Source organism: Sphingomonas sp. NFX23, from assembly GCF_049887795.1.
Classification (GTDB): domain Bacteria; phylum Pseudomonadota; class Alphaproteobacteria; order Sphingomonadales; family Sphingomonadaceae; genus Sphingomonas.
On record NZ_JAGEKH010000009.1, the window covers coordinates 91067 to 111974 of the forward strand.

The window sequence follows — 20908 nt, forward strand, 5'->3', positions numbered from 1 at the left end:
ACTTGGCGATCCCCGAAACACCGAGCGAAACTAAGCCAAAAAATAAAAACAAAAATTCAGTTGGGGACGGATATCATGAAGCTGAAGGCACTACTCCTGTCGTCTGGACTCTCCATTGCTCTTTATGCGTCTCCGACGGTCGCACAGACGGCGCCTAGCTCCGATGACGCAGCCGCGATCACTCAGCCGCAAGCCACCGCTACCCCCGAGCCAGATACTGGCGACATCATCGTCACAGCCAACCGAACGCAGAGCCTGGCCTCCAAGACACCCGTTGCGCTGACCGCGATCAGCGGCTCAGACCTCCTGACCGCCGGGATATCCAATCCAACAAATCTGGGTCAGGAGGTTCCCAACCTAACGGTTAACCGGGCCGCTGGCGGCTTGCAGTTCACCATTCGCGGTGTCACCAGCAACGACCAGACGGAAAAGGGCGATCCGTCCGCGGCCTTCCTTCTCAACGGCATTTACATCGCCCGCCCGCAAGCACAGGAGGTCAGCTTCTTCGACATTGCCCGGGTCGAGGTACTGCGCGGTCCGCAAGGCACTCTGTACGGCCGCAACACGACCGCCGGTCTCATCAACGTTCTTACCAATCGCCCGACCAGTCGCTTCGAGGGCTCGGTCGATGCAGGCGTCGGCAATTATGGAACCTATCAGGCGACCGCTGTCCTGAATGTGCCGGTCAGCGAAAATCTGGCGCTGCGCGGCGGGGTCAACTTCGATCGTCGCGACAGCTACTATAAGGCAGGGACCGGAGTGACCAGCAAGCTCGACCCTTACAAGGAAAACATTTCGGGCAGGCTGCAGGCTCTATATAAGTGGAACAGCGGCGACTTCCTAATTCGCGGGGACTATACCCACATCGGCGGTCAGTTTCTAGATTATGTGCCAATGTCTAACAACTATAGTGGCATCAACATCACCGGTGTTAATCCAATTTATCTGAACAACAGTTCCGACCGGGCTCGCAGGATCAACGCAGCCCTTACCCAAGATCTGGGGCGCGACACCGAGACGTTCGGCGTCGATGCAGAGATCAACCAGCATTTCGGCGACGTGAACGTCACGTATCTCGGTTCTTATCGCAAACTGAACCTCGATCAAGGTGGCGCCAGGTTCGCCGCGAACCTACGCACGTATCAGGAGCTGTCTCATGGCCGCTACAATCAGACGTCGCATGAAATCCGGGTCTCGGACGATAATCTCGGACCCTTGAAGCTTCAGGGCGGCGGATATTTCTTTCGCGAATGGACGCGCCTTGCCGCGTATGTGAACGGGTTCCTTTCACCCACCCCTGGGACTCCCGGCTACGTCTATGGTTTCCCCCAGGATCCGGTCACCTCGCGGACGCTCGGTGCGTTCACGCAGGGTACGCTGAGCGTAACAGATACGTTGCGCGTCACAGGCGGTGTCCGTTACTCCAATGACCACAAGGCACGCAGCGGCGCGCAGGTTCGCTGCGGCACTCTTGCCTGCGACGCTCCAACCGACGTCCGCGCGTTGAACGACGCCAGCCGCAGCTTCAGCAAGGTCACTTGGCGTGGCGGCGTGGACTGGGATCTCAACGCACGCAGCTTGCTCTATGCGTCGGTCGCGACCGGCTACAAGGCAGGCGGATTCAACGACGGCTGTACGGCTGCCTCCGCTGGCTGTGCAACCCCAATTCCCGAAGCCGCTCTTTATTATGAACCGGAAACGCTGACCTCGTACGAAATAGGCCTCAAGACCCGGTTTCTCGACAACGCCGTGCGCCTGAACCTTTCGGCCTTCCATTACGACTATAATAACCTGCAACTGTCGCAGACCTCGACGATCTGCGGCGGTCCCTGCACCGTCACGACCAATGCTGCCAAAGCGAAGATCGACGGCGTGGAGGCAGAAGGCGTGCTTGTGCTCAGCCCGCGAAACCGGGTCGATCTCTCAGCAACCTATCTTGACGCCCGGTATAGCCGCTTCGCGCCACGCCCCGGCGTCGACTGGTCGGGGTTCTCCCTCGACCGCTCGCCGCGCTGGACGACTTCGATGGGTTATACCTACACCCTGCCACTCACGAACGGCGCCGAAGTGAAGGCCAATGTTCGCACCCAACTAAGCGACCGGTATGTCATCAGCGGCATTTCGAACCTCACGCTTATCCGCCAGCCGAGCTACACGCGCACCGATGCGTCAATCACGTACTCGGCAGCGGGATCGAGCTGGTACGTACAGGGCTTCGTCAAGAACCTCGAGAACGCCGTGGTTCTCACCAACGCTGTGGTCGGAACTTTCCCGTCGATCACGCTGGCAGATCCACGAACCTTTGGCGGCCGTGTCGGCTTTAGGTTCTGATCGCGCGGCACTGCCAGGGCCTTGGCCCGGCAGTGCCGCCCGCTGACGCACCTCGGCGCATGACCTCAGCTGCAGCGGCGGCGCGAACAGGAGATCGACTATGATACGGCATCACTATCTGCTCGGAACGGCCGTCGTTCTGGCCGCCTTTTACGGCACGGCGACGTCTGCAATCGCGCAAGGCGACATCCCGGCACCAGCTGCCGCGCCAACTGCTGCTCCAGCCGCTGTCCCGACCACTGCTCCACCGCCGACGCGCACCTGGACCGACCGGAAATTGTCGCCGGACCAACGCGCATGGCTGCTTGAAAAGGAGATGACGCTCAGCGAGAAGTTGCGACTGCTCCACGGACCTATGGGGATGGCGCGCTTCGGTTTCCCGGCACCCGAAGGCGCGCTGGGGTCGGCAGGCTTCATCCCGGCGAATTCCCGTCTCGGCATTCCCGCTTTGCAACTCACCGATGCTGGCGTCGGGATCACCAACCCTCGCGGCGTGCGGCCAGGCGACGCGGCGACGGCACTGCCATCGGGCATGACGCTAGCGTCGACATGGGACATCGCTGCCGCCGAAAGGACCGGCGCGATCCTTGGCAACGAGGCGTTCCTCAAGGGCTTCAACATTGTCCTTGCCGGCGGCGCCAATCTGGTCCGCGATCCGCGCAACGGACGCAATTTCGAATATCTGAGCGAAGACCCGTTGCTGACGGGTGAGATCGTTGCCGGACAGATCCGGGGCATCCAGAGCGCGGGTGTAGCATCGACGATCAAACACTATGCGCTGAACAACCAGGAAACCGGCCGTTTCCAGGCAGATGTTTTGATCGATCCGGCAGCTGCGCGGGAAAGCGATCTGCTGGCGTTTCAAATCGGGATCGAGAAGGGCAAGCCGGCTTCTGTCATGTGCGCCTATAACCTCGTCCACGGGCGCCACGTCTGCGAGAATGCATGGCTGCTCAATGATGTCCTGAAGCGTGACTGGGGCTATCCCGGCTGGGTGATGTCCGACTGGGGGGCGGTACATTCGACCGAGAGCCTGTTGCACGGTCTGGACCAGGAGTCCGGCGAACAGATCGATGCCAAGGTTTATTTCGGCGATCCGCTGACCCAGGCCGCGGAACGCGACCCGCGTTACCGTACGCGGGTCGACGATGCCGTCCACCGCATCCTGCGTTCGCTTTTCGCGGTCGGCGCCATGGACCGTCCACCTGAACCTGGAACGATCGACTATGCCGCGCATGCTGTTGCGATCCGCGCGGTCGCTGCTCAGGGCATGGTGCTGCTCAAGAACGAAGGCAATCTGCTTCCGCTCAAGGACGCCAAGCGCATCGCTATCGTCGGCGGGATGGCTGAATTCGGCGTTTTGTCGGGAGGCGGCTCCTCCTACACCACTTCGATCGATGGTGTGGGCGTCCAGATTCCCGCAATGGGCACCGCACTCGGCGGAACTCCTCGCACGCAAGGCTATCACCCGTCGCCCCCTCTGAAGGCACTAAAGAACCAGTTCCCCCACGCGGAATTTATCATCGTCCCGGCAGGCTATCCGAGCCAAGCAGCCGATGCCGCGCGCTCCGCAGACGTCGCGATCGTGTTCGCGACGCAGTGGATGACCGAGGGACAGGACGTGCCCGACCTCAGCCTCCCCAATGGCCAGGACGCCGCGATTGCAGCCGCAGCGGCGGCAAACCCTCGCACTATCGTCGTTCTCGAAACCGGTGGCCCCGTACGCATGCCATGGATCGACAAGGTCGGCGCCGTGCTCGAGGCGTGGTATCCCGGCGGCCGCGGCGGTGAAGCGATCGTCGATGTGTTGATGGGCAAGGTCAACCCCTCGGGCCATCTGCCCGTGTCCTTCCCGCGCGACGAAAGCCAATTGGCGCGTCCCAAGCTCGAGGGCCCGCTCAATCCCGCGTTGTACCCGACCGAGGCTGGATCATCCTTTCCTCTCCCGTACAAAGAAGGGGCTGATGTCGGATATCGCGGCTACGCGCTGTCAGGAGAGAAGCCGCTCTTCCCCTTCGGATTTGGGTTAAGTTATACGCAATTTACCTACGACAATCTTCGGGTCAAAGGAGGCGCACGACCCAGCATCACCTTCCGCGTTGCGAACACGGGCGACGTAACGGGTGCGGCCGTTCCACAATTATATTTGACCTCCCTGCCCGGTGGCCCGGCCCGCCGCCTACTGGGCTGGGAGAAGCTGACCCTGGCGCCCGGCGAGAGCCGCATCGTGACTTTGCGACCCGATCGCCGCCTGCTCGCGCACTTTGATGTGACGGCGAACCTTTGGCGTTTGGCGGCCGGCGAGTATGCGATCGGGCTGGGCGCATCCGCCGAAGACCTGCCAGTTGCGGCCCGCGTGCGCCTATCCGGCGCAGTGGTGAAGCCATGATATCGGCAGTTTCTCCTCGTCTTCTTCAGGTTGACAGCGCCTCGCGCAATACGCCGCGAAACCACCTCATCTCCTGCGTTTCCTGGCCATGTTCCCACCAATGAAGCCGCACATCGAACGGCGCTACCGGATAAGGCAGGTCGGCAGCACGAACGCGACCTTGCTTTGCAAAGACCGCCGCGATCCGCGACGGCACAACGGCGAGCGAGTCCGTCGTTGCGACAATTCCTTCGAGAACGCCGAGACTAGGAAGGCGCAGCGCCACCTTCGGTGCGATCCCGCAAGCCTGCCACGAGGCCTCGACCACATGATGCCCGGCCGATTCCGCGACTGCGATATGGGTTTCAGCAAGGTACGCATCGAGCGAGAAGGGGCCATCCAGACGCGGATGCGCAGCGCGGTAGATGCACTGATAGCTTTCTTCGAAGATCCGATCCGAGCGGATCGCGCTGCTTTGCGGCAAGGCGGGGCAGAATGCCACGTCAACCTGCCCCCTGAGCAGCCATTCCGAAACCGCGTTGATCTGCACAGTCACGACGTCCAGCGCGACCGACGGCGCCAGAGTCGCGAGGGCGCGCATGATCGCCGGGAGGAAGACGAGCTCGCCGAATTCGGTCATCGCGACCTTGAACACGCGGCGCGATCGAAGAGGATCGAATGCGAGGACGTTGGCAAAGGCGGACTCGACCAGTGTCAGCGCGCTCTGGAGCCCAGGATATATCTCCGCGGCCAGCGCAGTGGGCGCCATACCCTGCCGCGTCCTGGTGAACAGGGGTTGCTTGAGCAGGTCACGAAGTCGCGCCAACGAGTGGCTGACCGACGGCTGTGTCACATGCATACGCAGCGCCGCTGCACTGACGCTGCCGGTTTCATACACCGCCACGAACGCGCGAATTAGATTAAAATCGATATCGGCCATGCGCGGAATATAGACAGGTTTTATATGTTGATCACAAAAATCGACATTTGGCTTATGTCTATGCTGATCGCATCTTGCTGCCATCATATGGAGACGTTTGCGTGACCACTGTTCGCGAAATGATTTACGCTATTCTGCGTGCCCAAGGCATAACCACCCTGTTCGGCAACCCCGGATCGAACGAACTGCCGTTCCTCGATCAGTTCCCGAAAGATTTCCGCTACATTCTCGGGCTGCAGGAAGGCGCAGTCATAGGCATGGCGGACGGTTTCGCGCAGGCAACCGGACGGCCGGCGCTCGTCAACCTTCATTCAGCGGCTGGCACCGGCAATGCGATGGGTGGGCTTGCCAATGCCTGGAATTCGCATTCTCCCTTGATCGTGACGGCTGGACAGCAGACGCGGCCGATGATGGGCGTCGAGCCGTTACTTACCAATATCGACGCGACCACCCTGCCTAAGCCTTTGGTCAAATGGTCGCATGAACCGGCGTCGGCAGCCGAAGTGCCGCATGCAATGAGCCGCGCAATCCATCTCGCCAGCCTGCCTGCACCGGGGCCAGTCTACGTTTCGATCCCCTATGACGACTGGGGGAAACCCGCCGATGAGCAATCCGAACTGCTGACCAAACGTAGAGTGACCTCGGCTGGCATGCCTGGTCCGGACGCTATGCAGGCATTGCTCGCGACTATCGGGGCTGCGAAGAACCCAGTCATCGTGCTCGGCCCCGACGTCGATGCGGCCAAGGGCAACGCGGACGCGGTACGACTTGCGGAGCGGCTTGCGGCGCCGGTATGGGTCGCGCCGTCCGCGCCGCGCTGCCCCTTCCCTACCACGCACGCGAACTTCCGTGGGCTGCTACCGGCGGGTATCGCTGCGATCTCCCGATTGTTAACCGGCCACGATCTGATCCTCGTGTTCGGCGCACCCGTTTTCCGCTATCACCAGTATGATCCAGGCCAGTTTCTCCCGGAGGGCGCTGAACTGATCGCATTCACTTGCGACCCTGACGAGGCGGTGCGTGCGCCGATGGGCGATGCGATCGTCGGCGACGTCGGATTGATCCTGAAAGCGCTCGCCGACCAGGTTGCCGTGTCGGATCGCGATGCGCCTGCGCCTCGCCTGTCCCCTGCTCTAGGCAAGGTCCGCGACGGCGCGCTCATGCCGGAACGCGTGTTCGATCTCATCGACCAGATCGCACCGCGCGATGCGATCTATCTGAACGAATCGACGTCGACCACGGCGATGATGTGGGAACGGCTTCGCATAGAAAATCCGGGCAGCTATTATTTCGCAGCCGCCGGCGGTCTCGGCTTCGCGATGCCGGCCGCAGTTGGCGTGCAGCTCGCCGAACCGGAGCGGCAGGTCATTGCGGTGATCGGCGACGGCTCGGCCAATTACAGCATCACCGCGCTGTGGACGGCCGCGCAATACGATATCCCGGTCATCTACGTGATCATGAAGAACGGCACCTATGGCGCGCTGCGTTGGTTCGCGGGCGTGCTGGGTGCCGAAGACGTGCCGGGGCTCGACGTGCCGGGCATCGACTTCGTAGCGCTCGCACAGGGCTATGGGCTCACGACCTACCGAGCGACCGACGATGGCGCGTTCAGCGCTGCATTGACTGCCGCGATCGCCGCCGGAAAGCCTGCGCTGATCGAAGTCACGACCTGTCCCCCGGTAACGGCATGACAGGGGCCTACGACGTCGAGGACTATCGACAACTCGCGCGTCGCCGCCTGCCCAAGATGGTGTTCGACTATCTTGAAGGCGGCGCCGACGATGAGACCGGCCTGGTCCATAATCGCGCGGCGATCGACCGTATCCGCATGGCGCCGCGCCGGCTCGTCGACGTCGGTCAGCGCGATCTGACGACGACGCTGTTCGGCCGCACGAGCAGCATGCCTGTGGCGATCGCGCCGACGGGCTTGAACGGCATCATCTGGCCTGGCGGCGACATCGTTCTGGCACAGGCCGCGGCGAAGGCAGGAATCCCGTTCCTGCTTTCGACCGCGTCGAACTGCTCGATCGAAGAGGTTGCCCGCAAATCCGATGGCGATCGCTGGTTCCAGCTTTACGTCGTCCAGCGCGACCTTGCGCGTGACCTGACCGAGCGGGCCAAGCATAATGGATATTCCACGCTCGTCCTGACGACCGATGTCGTGGTCAATGGCAATCGCAAACGTGATTTGCGCAACACCTTCGGGGTGCCGGTTCGGTATACGCCGCGTACCCTGCTCGACGGTATCCTGCATCCGCGCTGGTCGCTGCAATTGGTGCGCAACGGCGTTCCCGAGCTGGCCAATTTTGTGTCGGCGAAGGCGACCAGCGTCGACGCACAGGCCGCATTGCTGAGCCGCAAGATGGATGCCACGTTCGACTGGGATGCGCTTGCCGAACTGCGCGACCTCTGGCCAGGCACGTTGGTCGTGAAGGGGCTCGCCCGTCCCGACGACGTACAACGTTGTGCGGCACTTGGCGTCGATGGCGTGGTGCTGTCCAATCACGGCGGTCGGCAGCTAGATGGTGCCGCAGCGCCGATCGAGACGCTCGCACAGACTCGCGCGACAACGTCGCTCCCGCTGCTGATCGACAGCGGCTACCGCAGCGGCGAGCACGTCGTCAAAGCGCTGTGCTCGGGCGCGAACATGGTCCTGCTAGGTCGCGCGACCCTTTACGGGCTGGCGGCACGCGGCCCCGCCGGGGTCGACGAGGTGCTAGCGATCATCCGCGCCGAGATCGACCGGACACTAGCGTTAATCGGGTGTCCGAGCGTGAACCAGCTCTCGTCCGATTTCCTGTACACGAACCACCAAGAGGCCTTGAGATGACCATCAAGATCCGTTCGATCCGCGCGCGCGCCGTCGATGTTCCGCTCGAATATCCGGTCAAGACAGCAGTCGGTCTGGTCGCCTCGTCGCCACTCGTTCTGATCGACGTCGAGACAACCGACGGCGTCATCGGTTCTGCCTATTTGTTCGCCTATATCAAGCCCGCCCTCAAGCCGCTGGCCGAGACAGTCGACGCCCTAGCGCCGATTGTCATCGGCCAGCCGCTGGCGCCGATTGAAATCGATCGTCTGATCGAGCAGCGCCTGCGCCTGGTGGGCCACACCGGTTTGTTTCGCATGGCGTCGGCCGGCATCGACATGGCAATCTGGGATGCCCTCGCCAAGCAGCAGAAGCAGCCACTCTATGCTCTCCTCGGCGCCCAAGCGCGGCCTATCCGCACCTATGACAGCCATAGCATGGACGGCATCGCGCTCGCCACCAAGCGCGCGGCCCAGGCGGCCGAGCGCGGCTTTACCGGGCTGAAGACGAAGATCGGCTATGCCAATGTCGAGGAGGACGTGGCGGTAATCCGCGCGATCCGTGCCGAAGCAGGCGATACGATGGGAATCATGGCCGATTACAATCAGAGCCTCGACGTGCCCGAGGCGATCCGCCGCGGCCGCGTGCTCGACGACGAGAACCTGATCTGGCTCGAGGAGCCGACGATCGAGCGTGACTATGCTGGTCATGCGCGGATTGGCCACGCGATCCGCACCCCGATCCAAATGGGCGAGAACTGGCTCGGCGTCACCGAGATGAACTGGGCGATTGACGCGCAGGCCTGTGCGTTCGGGATGCTCGACATTATGAAGATCGGTGGCGTCACCGGCTGGCAACGCGCGGCGTCGCTCGCGCTGCTTAAGGGCCTGCCGCTCTCGAGCCATTTGTTCCAGGAGTTCAGCGCGCATCTGCTCGCTGCGACGCCGACCGCTCACTGGCTCGAACGCCTGGATATAGCCGGTCCGATCCTCGAACCCCTGCTCACCTTCAAGGACGGCTTCGCGCATCTCGCCGAACAGCCGGGTGCAGGCATCGTATGGCGCGAGGATGCGATCGCTAAATACAGTGTCTAAGATCGCTGACCCTGGTGCAGGGCAGCCTCTAATCGCTAACCGCGCACGTCTATTCGACAGCAGTTCGGCCCAAGGTACCGCGTGAATCCTGCTCAACGGGCACTCGCCCGGAAGTGTCAGTAGGTCTTTTGGTGCCGCGGTCATCACGACAAGCAAAGCGACGGCTTCTCCACCATGGCGGGCACATCGACGTCTAGAGCGATGCCCGTTCTGACGCTGCATCCGCACAATGTCCCGGCGGCAAAACAAATGACGTGTCGAAGTATACCGCGAAGATTTGATCAGTACTGGCCTCTCGGGTCGAAACGGCCTTCTTGCCGCCGCTCTTACCAATTCACCGTTCGATAGGACTCAAGACTATGTCACTGCCGCGCCTGATTGTTGCTTCCGTCATGGCTGCCTCGGCCACCAATAGCCCGGCCTCGGCAAAGTCTGAGCCGGTCGTCACGATCGAAACCGGGAAATTAGTAGGCGACAGCGAAGCAGGCGTTGACAGTTGGAAAGGCATTCCGTTCGTAGCAGCGCCGATTGGCAAATTGCGCTGGCGTAAACCGCAACCGGCCGCGAAATGGCGTGGTACGCGGTCAGCTACTGCGTATGCCCATGACTGCATGCAATTCCCGTTCCCCAGCGACGCTGCCCCGCTTGGCACCCCGCCCGGCGAGGACTGTCTGTATGCCAACGTCTGGAAACCTTCGACCGCGACCACCAAACTGCCGGTGATCCTGTGGATCTATGGCGGGGGTTTCGTAAACGGTGGCGCTTCCTCTTCCACCTATTCCGGCGCGCAACTCGCGAAGCAGGGAGCTGTCTTCATCAGCTTCAATTATCGCGTGGGTCGCTTTGGCACCTTTGCCCACCCGCTGCTCAGCAAGGTCGACGCTGATCACGGCGCTCTTGGTAATTACGGGTTCATGGATCAGATCGCCGCCTTACATTGGGTGCAACGCAATGCGGCCCAGTTCGGCGGCGATCCGGCCAATGTCACTCTCATCGGTGAGAGCGCCGGCGGCATGTCGGTGCATACCCTGCTGACGTCACCGCAAGCGAAGGGTCTGTTTGCCAAGGCAGTCATTATGTCAGGTGGCGATGGTAACCTGCTCGGCTCGGGCGGACTGAAAGAGGCGGAGGTCGTTGGGACCGAATTTGCGCGGTCGCAGGGCATCGAGGCGAACGACCCGCGCGGCTTGGAAGAGTTGCGGGCTCTGTCGGCGCAGGCGGTCACGGGAAAGCTTAACATGGCCGCACTCTTCGCCAACGGACCACGCACGTTCTCAAGCCCCTTCGTTGACGGCGTCATCGCGGTCGACACCAACGCGGCCTATCAGTCCGGGAATTTCGGAAAAGTGCCTGTGATGATCGGTGCAACGAGCGCTGATATGGCGGGCAAAACCGGGTACATGATCGCAGGAGCCAGACGGGAGGCCGCTCGGATCGCCGCGCAAGGCGTACCCGTATACGCATACCGGTTCTCTTACGTCGCAGAGTCTCTCGATAAAGCAGGTGCCGGTCACGCTACCGACGTTCCGTTCTTTCTAGATACGCAAGCTGCGAAATACGGTGCTCACACGACCCAGACCGACAACGTGATGGGCCAGACGATCAGCGCCTATGTCATGAACTTCGCACGCTCGGGGAACCCCAACGGCGATGGCCTACCCCAATGGTCTCAGTACGATCCGTCGAAAGATCAGATCATCGACTTTTCCCGCACAGGCCACGCCGTTTTACAAAAGGATCCATGGGGCGCCGAAATCGACGCCGCGCAGCCGACCGCGACGAAACACTGAGCTCGCGGCTACGCCTTCAGGACCGATTGAAGCACCTTATCCCCCGGGGGCTGTATCGTCATTCGAAGAGCATCTCCGTCCCGCAACACCGGCTGCGCGGTGGGGTGACGCGGGTGTGGACGATCGACTGGACCAAAGTGACACTTGCGGTGGTGGTGCTCGGGATAGCGGCCACCTTCGCCTTCTGGTTTACGGTGCTGCGCGACCTGCCGTCCGTGGACGCGCTACAAAACTATGAGCCCTCGTTGCCGACCAACGTGCGCGGGATCGATGGCGTGCCGATCCACTCCTATGCCCGCGAACGTCGGGTGGAGCTGAGCTACGCCGAATATCCGCCGCTGCTGGTGAAGGCGTTTCTCGCCGCCGAGGACAAGTCGTTCTTCGAGCATCACGGTGTGGATTACCCCGGCCTCGCTGGCGCGGTGTTCGACTACGCAACCAAGATCGGCAGCGGCAAGCGCGCCAAGGGCGGCTCGACGATCACGCAGCAGGTGGCGAAGAACCTGTTGATCGGCAACGCGTATTCGCCGTCGCGGAAACTGCGCGAGGCGGTGCTGGCGTATAAGATCGAGGATACGCTGACCAAGCCGCAGATCCTGGAACTGTACCTTAACCAGATCGCGCTGGGGCGTAACGCGTTCGGCGTCGAGGCGGCGTCTCACGCCTATTTCGACAAGGAACTCGGCCAGCTCGATCTCGCGCAGATGGCGTATCTCGCGATCCTGCCCAAGGGTCCGTCGAACTACGATCCGTTGCGCAACACTGAGCGCGCGATGATTCGCCGCAACTACGTGCTGAACCGGATGCTCGACAACGGCTTCATTACCCGCGCGCAACGTGATGAGGCGAACGCGGAGCCGCTGGGTGCGGTGCTGCGCCGCACGCCAACGTTCGAGAGCGTCGGCGGCTATTTCGTCGAGGAAGTCCGCCGTCAGCTGATGGCGAAGTTCGGCGAGAACGCGAAGGATGGGCCGTACAGCGTCTATTCGGGCGGTCTTTGGGTGCGGACCTCGTTCGACAACCGGTTGCAGGAACTGGCGCAGCAGGCGTTACGCGATGGCTTGGTCCGGTTCGATCGCAGGCGTGGCTGGAATGGGCCGATCCGCCATGTCGAGATCGAGGGCGATAACTGGCTTCAGCCGCTGCTCAACAGCAATATCGCGCTCGACTACGATAATTGGGTCGCGGCGATCGTGACGGGCAAGGACGGCAATGCCTGGAGCCTTGGCTTCCACACCGGCAAGACCGGCACGCTGCCGCGCTATGCCGCGCAGATGCCGGTCCGCGGCCAGGGTGGCAGCGCGTTCGGCGCTATCAAGACGGGCGACATCATCGCGGTCGCGCCCGAAGGTGGCGAGTTTTCGCTCAGGGCCGTCCCCAAGGTGTCGGGCGCGTTCGTCGTCGAGGAGGCGGCAAGCGGCCGCGTTCTGGCGATGCAGGGCGGCTTCGACGACCGGTTGCAAGCGTTCAACCGCGCGACCCGGGCGATGCGTCAGCCAGGCTCGACGATCAAGCCGATCGTCTATTCCGCCGCGCTCGACAACGGCATGACGCCCGCCTCGATCATCGTCGACGGACCGTTCTGCGTGTATCAGGGCGCGCGGCTGGGGCAGAAATGTTTCCGCAACTTTGGTAACTCTCGCGGTGCCGGGCCACGTACTATGCGCTGGGGCATTGAGCAGTCGCGCAACCTGATGACGGTGCGGACCGCCGCGCAAATAGGCATGCCGAAGGTTGTGGCCACCATCAAGAAAATGGGCGTCGGCGACTATTCCCCCTACCTCTCGTTCGCGCTGGGTGCGGGCGAGACGACCGTCGGGCGGATGGTCAACGCCTATTCGATCCTCGCCAACAACGGCAAAGGCGGGCCGCCGTCGCTGATCGATTTCGTCCAGGATCGTCACGGCAAGGTGATCTGGCCCGAGAACTGGCGCGCCTGCGATCGCTGCAACGCGCCCGACTGGGACGGCAAGCCGATGCCGCGTCCCGTCCCTCGCCAACGCCAAGTGCTCGACGCGATGACCGCGTACCAGATGGTCCACATCACCGAGGGCGTGATTCAGCGCGGCAGCGCAGTGAGGCTCCGCGATCTCGATCGGCCGATGTTCGGCAAGACCGGCACTAACAGCGGACCGACCGACGTGTGGTTCGTCGGTGGCACCCCGCAGTTCGTCGGTGGCCTGTATATCGGCTATGACACGCCGCGGAACCTAGGTGGCGCCGCACAGGGCGGCACGCTCGCCGCACCGATCTTCAAGCAGTTCGCGGTCAAGGCGTATGATGGGCTGGAGAAGCTGCCGTTCCAGGCGCCGGCCGGGATCCGCATGGTCCGGATCGATCGTGGCAGCGGCCGCCCGGTCTATGGCGCCTGGCCCGACACCAGCGATCCCAAGGCCAGCGTGATCTGGGAAGCGTTTAAGCCCGAGAGCGAACCACGCCGTGCAGCACGACGCAGCAGCCCCACCCCGGTGGCCGCTGCAAGCGCCGCCTCGAAGAGGGCGGACGGGCCGCGCGACAGCGATTTTCTGCAACGAGAGGGTGGAATCTATTGATGACCGATCAAACGGCCCACCGCCAGCACGGTGTTGACTCGCAGGTCTGATAAAGGGTGAGCCTCTTGGTTGTACTTCTTCAAGGGCGATTGATGTCAGCCCGAAGCCCAACGGTCGCTGGGAGACGCTGTTCTCGAGCGTGGGCGGGCCACTCTGCGCAAAACCTTGTAAGCGCTACGCCGTCTCGATGAGTTGGACGCGCGCTTGAAACGATCAGACGCCCTGGCTCGGGCTTGCGGGGCGGCGCGAGCGCCGACCGTCACAGCCGAACCACGGTGTACAGTGCAGCATAGGCTAGGTCCTTGCCGTCTCCAGTCTCCTTCAAAAAGCGGTCGGCGTCGATATAGGCAAAATAGAGGCCGGATAGGAGAAAGCGGTTCCACTGATGATCAATCCGCCCAGTGGCGCGTACTCCAACCTGCTTCGAACTTCCCTCGTCGGCGCGACGGATGAGCGCGGAGGTCATGCTGTACAGCCCGTCGGCTCGTGTCATCCGGCGCAGTTCAGAGAAGGTCAGTTCCGCGGTGACAGTCCGGCTCGGCTTTAGGCCAAACGTCGGGCCGACAGCGACCAAATTCGAAAATCCAAGCTCGGCCGTTAGCGTCATTCCGCGCGACCCTAGATAGTCGTAGGTGCCATCGGTCCCGTTGCCGGGATGAGAGTCCCCCGAGCCGACGTCGGCGCGGACACCCACGCGCGGTGAGAGCCGCCCCGGCAGCTGGTAAGCTGCGTCGAGGCCGGTGTACCAAGCCTTCACCTGCCCAATCTGCGACCGCCCGCGCTGTCCGACGAATTCCGCGTCGTAATCAAGCTTACCCTTGCGTCCAGCCAAACGCAGCGACAGCGTGTCGCGCTTGCCCACATAGGTCGGCGCGCCAGCCTCACGGTCGGTATGGACAAACAGCGCCTCCAGCTCCGATCCTGCAAACCAGCCATCCAGCTTGCGGGCAACGTTGCCGCCGAAGAAGGTGAAGCCATCATTCGTTCGGTCCTTCCACGACCCGAGGACCTCCTGGACGACGGCACCGCCAAAGGCGCCTGCTCGCCACGCTCCCTGTGCCCAAATCAACCGTCCCGCGTCGTAAGCACGACGCGTGTTCGGACCGTTTCGCGTATCAAAGATCCGCGCTTTGCCGAACGATATTTCCTGCCGGCCACCGCGCACCGTCAGCGAGCCGCCGCCAAGCGGACGCTTAAACTCGACAAACGCCTGATGCAGATCGGTGCCGTTGTCATCGATCGCGCCATATTGATGAAGGCGGCCAGTGGTACCGGAGCTCTGAATTTCGCTGAAGACGCGCACGCTGTCGGACAGATGAACATCCGTCCAGACCCGCGCGCGGTATTGCGGATAGAGCCCTTCGTCCTCTGGACCACGCCCGAAGTTGAGATTGTGTCGCGCCTCGATTCGCCCGCGCAACTCTCCGCCGACGGTTAAGTACACGTCATCGATAACCGGAATATTCTTCAGCCGCGCCCAAGTGTTGTTTCGCAGCGTTGGATCAGCCATCCGTGTATAGTCCTCATCATAGGGCAGCGGCTGAAACGCAAAGCTCGACGGCAGAACACTGTTGGGTACATTGAGAGGGCGCCGCGCAGGATCAGGCTTTGCCGGTATTTTTCCATCACGAACTTCCAAGGTCTGCGCCGTCGCAACTGGGACAGCTTGTAGCGCCGCGCCAAGCAATACGGCTTCGATCAGAGTCTTCATGACGCAGCTCTCCTAAACGGACACGAGCATCCGCTCTGTATTTCGACAGTCACTCGGCTGTTCAGGCGGCGGGCAAAACCTTACCGCGAGCCGGAGGTATATGTCGCGGAAGGATAGCGAGCGCGGTCATTGCGCCAGTCATCGCGACGGTCAGCGTCATGAAATAGGCCGACGATCCACCCTTGGAGATGATCGCCGCGCCTAGGAAGGCACTCAAGATCGCGCCAAGCCGTCCGACCGCGAGCGCAGTCGCCGTACCGCGTGCGCGAATGGCGGTCGGGTACACATGCGCTGTCAGCGAATAGAGCAGGCACTGGACGGAGGTAACGAACAGACCGTGCACTGCCAGTCCGCCAATGAGCCAGTTGGTATCGGTTCCCGAAGTGGCGTCCCGCAACAAGAATGCGCTGAGCGCACCGCCTATGCAGAACAGAATGAGCGGGTAGCGCGAGCCGTATGACGCAACCGCCCAGGCACAGAACATACCGCCGATCACGCCGCCCATATTATATGCAGTGAGCCCCGCTCCGGCGACCGCTGGCGATAGGCCTTGGACCGTCAGCATCGTGGGCAACCACGAGAACGCGGTGTAAACCGACAACAAGGTCATGAAGACTGCCGCCCACAAGCAGAGCGTACTCACAAGCCTGCCCTGCTGAAAAATTGCCAAGAAGCGGACATTTTCCTTTGGCGCATCCTTGTGCCCGGGCTCGACGATCACTGCATCCTCCGGGATCGGGCGCCCCAGACGAGCCATAACCCGACGAAGCCGGTCGCTATGCGTCGGCCTAGAGGCCAGCCAATAAGGTGACTCCGCCATCGCGAAGGCTAGGATCACCGCGAGGATGGTTGGCAGCAGTCCGCCGATCCAGAACAATGCGTGCCAGTTCAACGTGGACAGCACGACCGACGAGAACAGCCCCGCGAGCATGCCGCCGACGGGAACGCATATAATCGTCGCGGTGATCGCATAGGTGCGCAGCCGGACAGGCGCGAACTCGGCGGCCAAGGTCGTCGCGCTGGGAAGGCAACCGCCAACACCCAAGCCAGTCAGGAAGCGCAGAAGCATCAAGCTAAGCGGCCCGATGGCAAAACCGTTGGCGATTGTCGCGCAACCGATCAGCAGAAGCGATCCGACCGTCGCTGCCTTGCGGCCAAACCTGTCGCCGATTGCGCCCGCAACGCTCGATCCTATCGCCATGCCAACAAGGCCGCAGGCAATGATCGGCGCAAACGCGCTGCGCTCAAGGCCCCATTCCTTCAGTAGAATGGGGGCCGCGTAGCCAATCAGCTGTCCGTCAAAGCCATCCATGATGATCGCAAGCGCTGCTAGTAGGACCATCAAGCGCTGCTGCCCCGACCACCGGCCGGTATCTAGCAGTGTAGCAAGTTCGATATTCTTCGGAGCAGACGCGTTGAAATCTCGGCCTGATGTAGGGGACACTGCGTTGGCACGCCAACGATCGGTTTCAGCAACCACGATCTTCCTCTCCCGATGATCAGCACCCTCCCCCATCCTGGGGCGATATGCCGAATAAAGACCGCCGCTCATGTTCCGTTGGCGGGAGAATGGTGCGGTATCGCCGTGCAGAGACAGTGATGACGGTTCTGGAAGCCGACCTGCCAAACTGAGATGGGGTGGTCCAAGACTATCGGGGTATTGCATCGATACCCTGATGCACACAGCCTGCGTGTGATCGGCGAGAGTGATCAGCGATCTGCACCCGATGCATAGAATGTAGCTTCAGAGAGAATTCTAACTTGAGCGCTGCAGATTAAACGAGTGGTGTAGTGCTCTCCCGTACTGCGTTTCTTCACTATTGCGGCCGCGCAAGCGGATTTGGCCGTCAACGTAAACTGGCCTCAGATGGCGATCAGATCGTCTGAAGCGCGTCCGGAACGGCATAGCCCCAATCTGCATATTTTTTGGCGATGATCCTCATGAACGTGACGATCTCAGGCGAAAAATCACCAACGCGGTGGCTCATGATAATGGGCGAATATGCTGGTTCGACCAGTTCGAGGTACCGCACATCGTCGGTTCTAGATCGCCGAACCGACTCAGGTATGATGGCAACGCCTTCCTCCGCAGCGACGAGGCCAATCGCGATCTGCAATTCGCGAACCTCATGGATGAATTCGGGCTCAAGGCCGTTGTCATGAAAAAGAGACAGAACCTGATCGGCGTAACTCGGGCGAGGGGCGCTCGGGTAAAGAATGATCTTCTCGCCCGCCAGGGCTGCAAGCGATATCACCGTCCCATTCTCTCCTAACGAACTGCCCTGCGGAACGACCACCACTAGTGACTCAAGACGAAGGACCGTCCGCCGAACGGCCGGATCATCAAACCTGATGCGCCCGAAGCCGATATCGATCCGCCCTTCTTTGAGCGCTGCGATCTGATCCAGTGTCGTACTCTCGACCAAGGTGACATCGACGTCCGGCATCGTCGCCCGGAACTCCCGGATGAGTTCCGGCAGCCGAGCGTATATGGTGGATGCCACAAAGCCGATGGCAAATCGCCTTCGGTCGGTGGCGATCGCCGAGCTCATCATGGCCCGCATATCTTCCATCCGGCGAAGTACCTGCACGGCCTGGTTATAAAAGAGCTGACCTATTGGCGTGAGACTCAGCGGTCGTGCGGCGCGGTCGATGAGGGACACGCCGAGTTCCGCCTCGAGCTGCTGGATCGACCGGCTTAGCGGCGGTTGAGCCATGTGCAGCTGTTCCGCCGCCTTGTTGAAATTGCGCTCATTCGCCACCGTGACGAAATAACGAAGCTGACGCAGATCCATGACTAGATACCTTTAGAGTATCTGCTAAAGACCACATTGATCTTTGCCGGTCTAGGCGAAAAAGCATACCTTATCTTCAGAAACGAAAAGTTTGGGGATTTGTGCAGGCCATGGTTGGGATCAAAGAGATCGATACCTTTATCGTCGATATCCCGACGATCCGTCCGCACGTCCTGGCGATGGCAACGATGCATCACCAGTCGATCGTGGTCGTACGGATGCGCGACGAAGACGGCATTGAAGGTATTGGTGAAGGCACGACCATTGGTGGTTTGAGCTACGGCGAAGAAAGCCCGGAAGGAATCAAGCTCGCCATAGACACCTACCTGACCCCGCTTTTAAAAACGTGTGACGCCGCCCGCGTAGGCGCGACAATGGCGACAATCGCCAAGAGTATCTGTGGCAATCACATCGCCAAGTGCGCGGTCGAAACGGCGTTACTTGACATGGCGGGCAAGCGTCTCGGCGTGCCAGTTTCCGAACTGATCGGTGGCGGTCGTGTTCGTGATCGCCTGCCGGTCGCGTGGACCTTGGCGAGCGGCGACACTGCACGCGACATTGAGGAAGCTGAGCGTGTTCTTGGTCTTCGGCGCCACAACATCTTCAAGCTCAAGATCGGCAAGCGCGCGGTTCGGGACGACGTCGCGCATGTCGCTGCGATCAAGCGGGCGATCGGCGACCGGGGTAGCGTACGCGTTGACGTTAACCAGAATTGGGACGAGGCGCAGGCCGATCTCGGCATGCGCCTGCTTCACGACGCCGACGTTGACCTAGTTGAACAGCCTGTTGCGCGCCATGATCGTGCCGCGATGGCCCGGTTGTCCGCCAAGCATGTCATTCCGCTGATGGCGGACGAAGCGTTGCGTGGTCCGAACGACGCCTTCGTTATCGCGGCTTGCGCCGGTGCACGCGTATTTGCCGTAAAGATCGCTCAGTCGGGTGGCTTGCTCCCGGCGCATGCGGTCGCGACGATCGCGCAGGCGGGCGGCGTTGGCCTGTACGGCGGTACGATGCTTGAAGCCGGTGTCGGCACGGCCGCCTCTGCACACCTGTGCGCAACGCTGCCGTCGCTGGCATGGGGTACCGAGCTGTTCGGACCATTGCTGCTGACCGAGGATATCCTCGCCGAACCGCTATGCTACTCCGACTTCGAGCTTGAAGTGCCTTCAGGGCCCGGCCTCGGCATACTGCTCGACGAAGACCGCGTCGCCTTTCATCGCCGAGACCGCGTTGCGCCGCGTATCCACGCCGTTGTTGAAAGGGCCTGACCGCCATGTTGTTTCAAGTCGAGATGGACGTACAGATTCCACTGGGGTTCGACGCCGACGAGGCGATGCGTCTCAAGTCTGCCGAGAAGGCGCGGTTTCAGGAATTGCAGGCCGCCGGCACGTGGCGCCACATCTGGCGGGTTGTCGGCCAGTACGCCAATCTCAGCATCTTCGACGTGGAGTCGAATGCCGAGTTGCACGACATCCTGATGAGCTTGCCGCTCTACCCCTTCATGACGATGCGGATCACGGCACTGTGCCGCCACCCCTCGTCTTTGCATGACGACGATCGCTGAGCGGCGATCCAACAATGACCGCCCAAAGGCGGCGTATTGTAGACAAAGGAGAGTAAGATGGACGTTAGCTTTGTTAAGACCCCGCAGATCCAGTCGCTGCTCGACCGCGTTGCGGGCATCGAGTCTTCGGCCGGCAATCCGCGGATCAAAGCGATCGTCCGCGACCTGATCGAATCGCTGATGACGCTGATTGTGCGTCACGATATCACCGAGAACGAGGCTTGGGGCGCGGTCAATTTCTTGCAGAATAGCGCGGGCGAATTCGGGCTGCTGATGCCCGGCTCGGGTCTCGAGCATTTCATGGACTTGTACCTGGACGCCAAGGACTCGGAAGCTGGAAAAGCCGGTGGTACGCCGCGCACGATCGAGGGACCGCTCTATGTCGAGGGCGCGCCACTAGTCGACAATGACGCAAACTTGACGTCCGATCCCGACGATACCGAAACACTCTACATGGCGGGCAGAGTTACCGGACCTGATGGCGAGCCCGTCGAGAACGTGATCCTGCATGTATGGCACGCCAACTCAAAAGGCTTCTACTCGCACTTCGATCCGACCGGCGAGCAGACCCCGTTCAACAATCGCCGTCGCATTCGGCTCGGCTCGGACGGACGCTATGCGTTTCAGTCGAAGATGCCGAGCGGCTACAGCGTACCCCCAGGCGGCGCGTCCGATCAGCTGATGACGGTGCTCGGACGGCACGGCAATCGACCTGCGCACGTCCACTTCTTCATCGAGGCGCCGGGCTACCGCCAGCTGACGACGCAGATCAACTTCGGCGATGATCCGTTCGCCGCCGACGATTTCGCGTTCGGTACGCGAGAGGGTCTGCTCCCGGTACCGAACCGTCAGGGCGACACGGCCCATATCGCCTTCGATTTCCAGCTGCAGCGCGCCAACGAAAGGGATGACGAAGCCTTTTCCCACCGGACCCGCCTGGCAATCGCCTGAATT

14 protein-coding genes are annotated in these 20908 nt (G+C 61.6%); 10 read left to right on the plus strand and 4 right to left on the minus strand.

Going from position 1 to position 20908, the window contains the following annotated elements; all coding sequences use genetic code 11:
• Positions 1-75 precede the first annotated feature (75 nt).
• Together J4O76_RS21480 and J4O76_RS21485 are read left to right on the plus strand one after the other, a co-directional pair.
• The gene (locus tag J4O76_RS21480) at positions 76-2331 is read left to right on the plus strand and encodes a TonB-dependent receptor (RefSeq protein ID WP_426284104.1); all 2256 of its coding nucleotides are present in this window, start codon (positions 76-78) and stop codon (positions 2329-2331) included.
• A gap of 100 nt (positions 2332-2431) precedes the next feature.
• Positions 2432-4720: a beta-glucosidase gene (locus J4O76_RS21485; protein ID WP_426284105.1), complete on the plus strand. Its 2289-nt coding sequence runs from the start codon at positions 2432-2434 to the stop codon at positions 4718-4720.
• A 25-nt stretch (positions 4721-4745) separates the two neighbouring features.
• Here the strand turns inward: J4O76_RS21485 and J4O76_RS21490 are convergent, their stop codons facing one another.
• On the minus strand, positions 4746-5639 hold the full coding sequence (locus tag J4O76_RS21490; RefSeq protein ID WP_426284106.1) for a LysR family transcriptional regulator: 894 nt from the start codon (positions 5637-5639) through the stop codon (positions 4746-4748).
• Between the two features lie 101 nt (positions 5640-5740).
• Between J4O76_RS21490 and mdlC the strand changes: the two genes are divergently transcribed.
• The 5 genes from mdlC to J4O76_RS21515 all read left to right on the plus strand — a co-directional run bounded on the left by mdlC (position 5741) and on the right by J4O76_RS21515 (position 13884).
• Positions 5741-7330, plus strand: a complete 1590-nt coding sequence (gene mdlC / locus J4O76_RS21495) for a benzoylformate decarboxylase (protein WP_426284107.1) — start codon at positions 5741-5743, stop codon at positions 7328-7330.
• Positions 7327-8469, plus strand: a complete 1143-nt coding sequence (locus J4O76_RS21500) for an alpha-hydroxy-acid oxidizing protein (protein WP_426284108.1) — start codon at positions 7327-7329, stop codon at positions 8467-8469. Before mdlC ends, J4O76_RS21500 begins: the two co-directional genes overlap by 4 nt.
• Complete coding sequence (locus tag J4O76_RS21505; protein WP_426284110.1) at positions 8466-9542, plus strand: enolase C-terminal domain-like protein; 1077 nt, start codon at positions 8466-8468, stop codon at positions 9540-9542. Before J4O76_RS21500 ends, J4O76_RS21505 begins: the two co-directional genes overlap by 4 nt.
• Positions 9543-9901: 359 nt before the next feature.
• Positions 9902-11332, plus strand: coding sequence for a carboxylesterase/lipase family protein (locus J4O76_RS21510; protein ID WP_426284111.1), 1431 nt, complete (start codon positions 9902-9904; stop codon positions 11330-11332).
• Between the two features lie 149 nt (positions 11333-11481).
• A complete protein-coding gene (locus J4O76_RS21515) occupies positions 11482-13884 on the plus strand; it encodes a penicillin-binding protein 1A (RefSeq protein ID WP_426284195.1) in 2403 nt (800 codons plus the stop codon).
• Positions 13885-14143: 259 nt separating this feature from the next.
• Here J4O76_RS21515 and J4O76_RS21520 read toward each other — a convergent pair whose 3' ends face one another.
• The 3 genes from J4O76_RS21520 to J4O76_RS21530 all read right to left on the minus strand — a co-directional run bounded on the left by J4O76_RS21520 (position 14144) and on the right by J4O76_RS21530 (position 18390).
• Entirely contained in the window at positions 14144-15595 is a 1452-nt protein-coding gene (locus tag J4O76_RS21520; protein WP_426284113.1) for an alginate export family protein, read from the minus strand.
• 61 nt (positions 15596-15656) lie between these two features.
• Positions 15657-17261, minus strand: a complete 1605-nt coding sequence (locus J4O76_RS21525; RefSeq protein ID WP_426284115.1) for an MFS transporter — start codon at positions 17259-17261, stop codon at positions 15657-15659.
• 208 nt (positions 17262-17469) lie between these two features.
• Positions 17470-18390 (minus strand): LysR family transcriptional regulator, encoded by a 921-nt coding sequence (locus tag J4O76_RS21530; RefSeq protein WP_426284116.1) that lies wholly within the window; start codon positions 18388-18390, stop codon positions 17470-17472.
• Between the two features lie 110 nt (positions 18391-18500).
• Here J4O76_RS21530 and J4O76_RS21535 point away from each other — a divergent pair, with 110 nt between their 5' ends.
• Genes J4O76_RS21535 through J4O76_RS21545 form a run of 3 tightly spaced genes read left to right on the plus strand, consistent with a single transcriptional unit; the run spans position 18501 to position 20905 of the window.
• Entirely contained in the window at positions 18501-19658 is a 1158-nt protein-coding gene (locus J4O76_RS21535) for a muconate/chloromuconate family cycloisomerase (protein ID WP_426284118.1), read from the plus strand.
• A 5-nt stretch (positions 19659-19663) separates the two neighbouring features.
• Positions 19664-19954, plus strand: a complete 291-nt coding sequence (gene catC / locus J4O76_RS21540; protein WP_426284119.1) for a muconolactone Delta-isomerase — start codon at positions 19664-19666, stop codon at positions 19952-19954.
• A 57-nt stretch (positions 19955-20011) separates the two neighbouring features.
• A complete protein-coding gene (locus J4O76_RS21545; protein WP_426284120.1) occupies positions 20012-20905 on the plus strand; it encodes a dioxygenase in 894 nt (297 codons plus the stop codon).
• Positions 20906-20908: the final 3 nt, after the last annotated feature.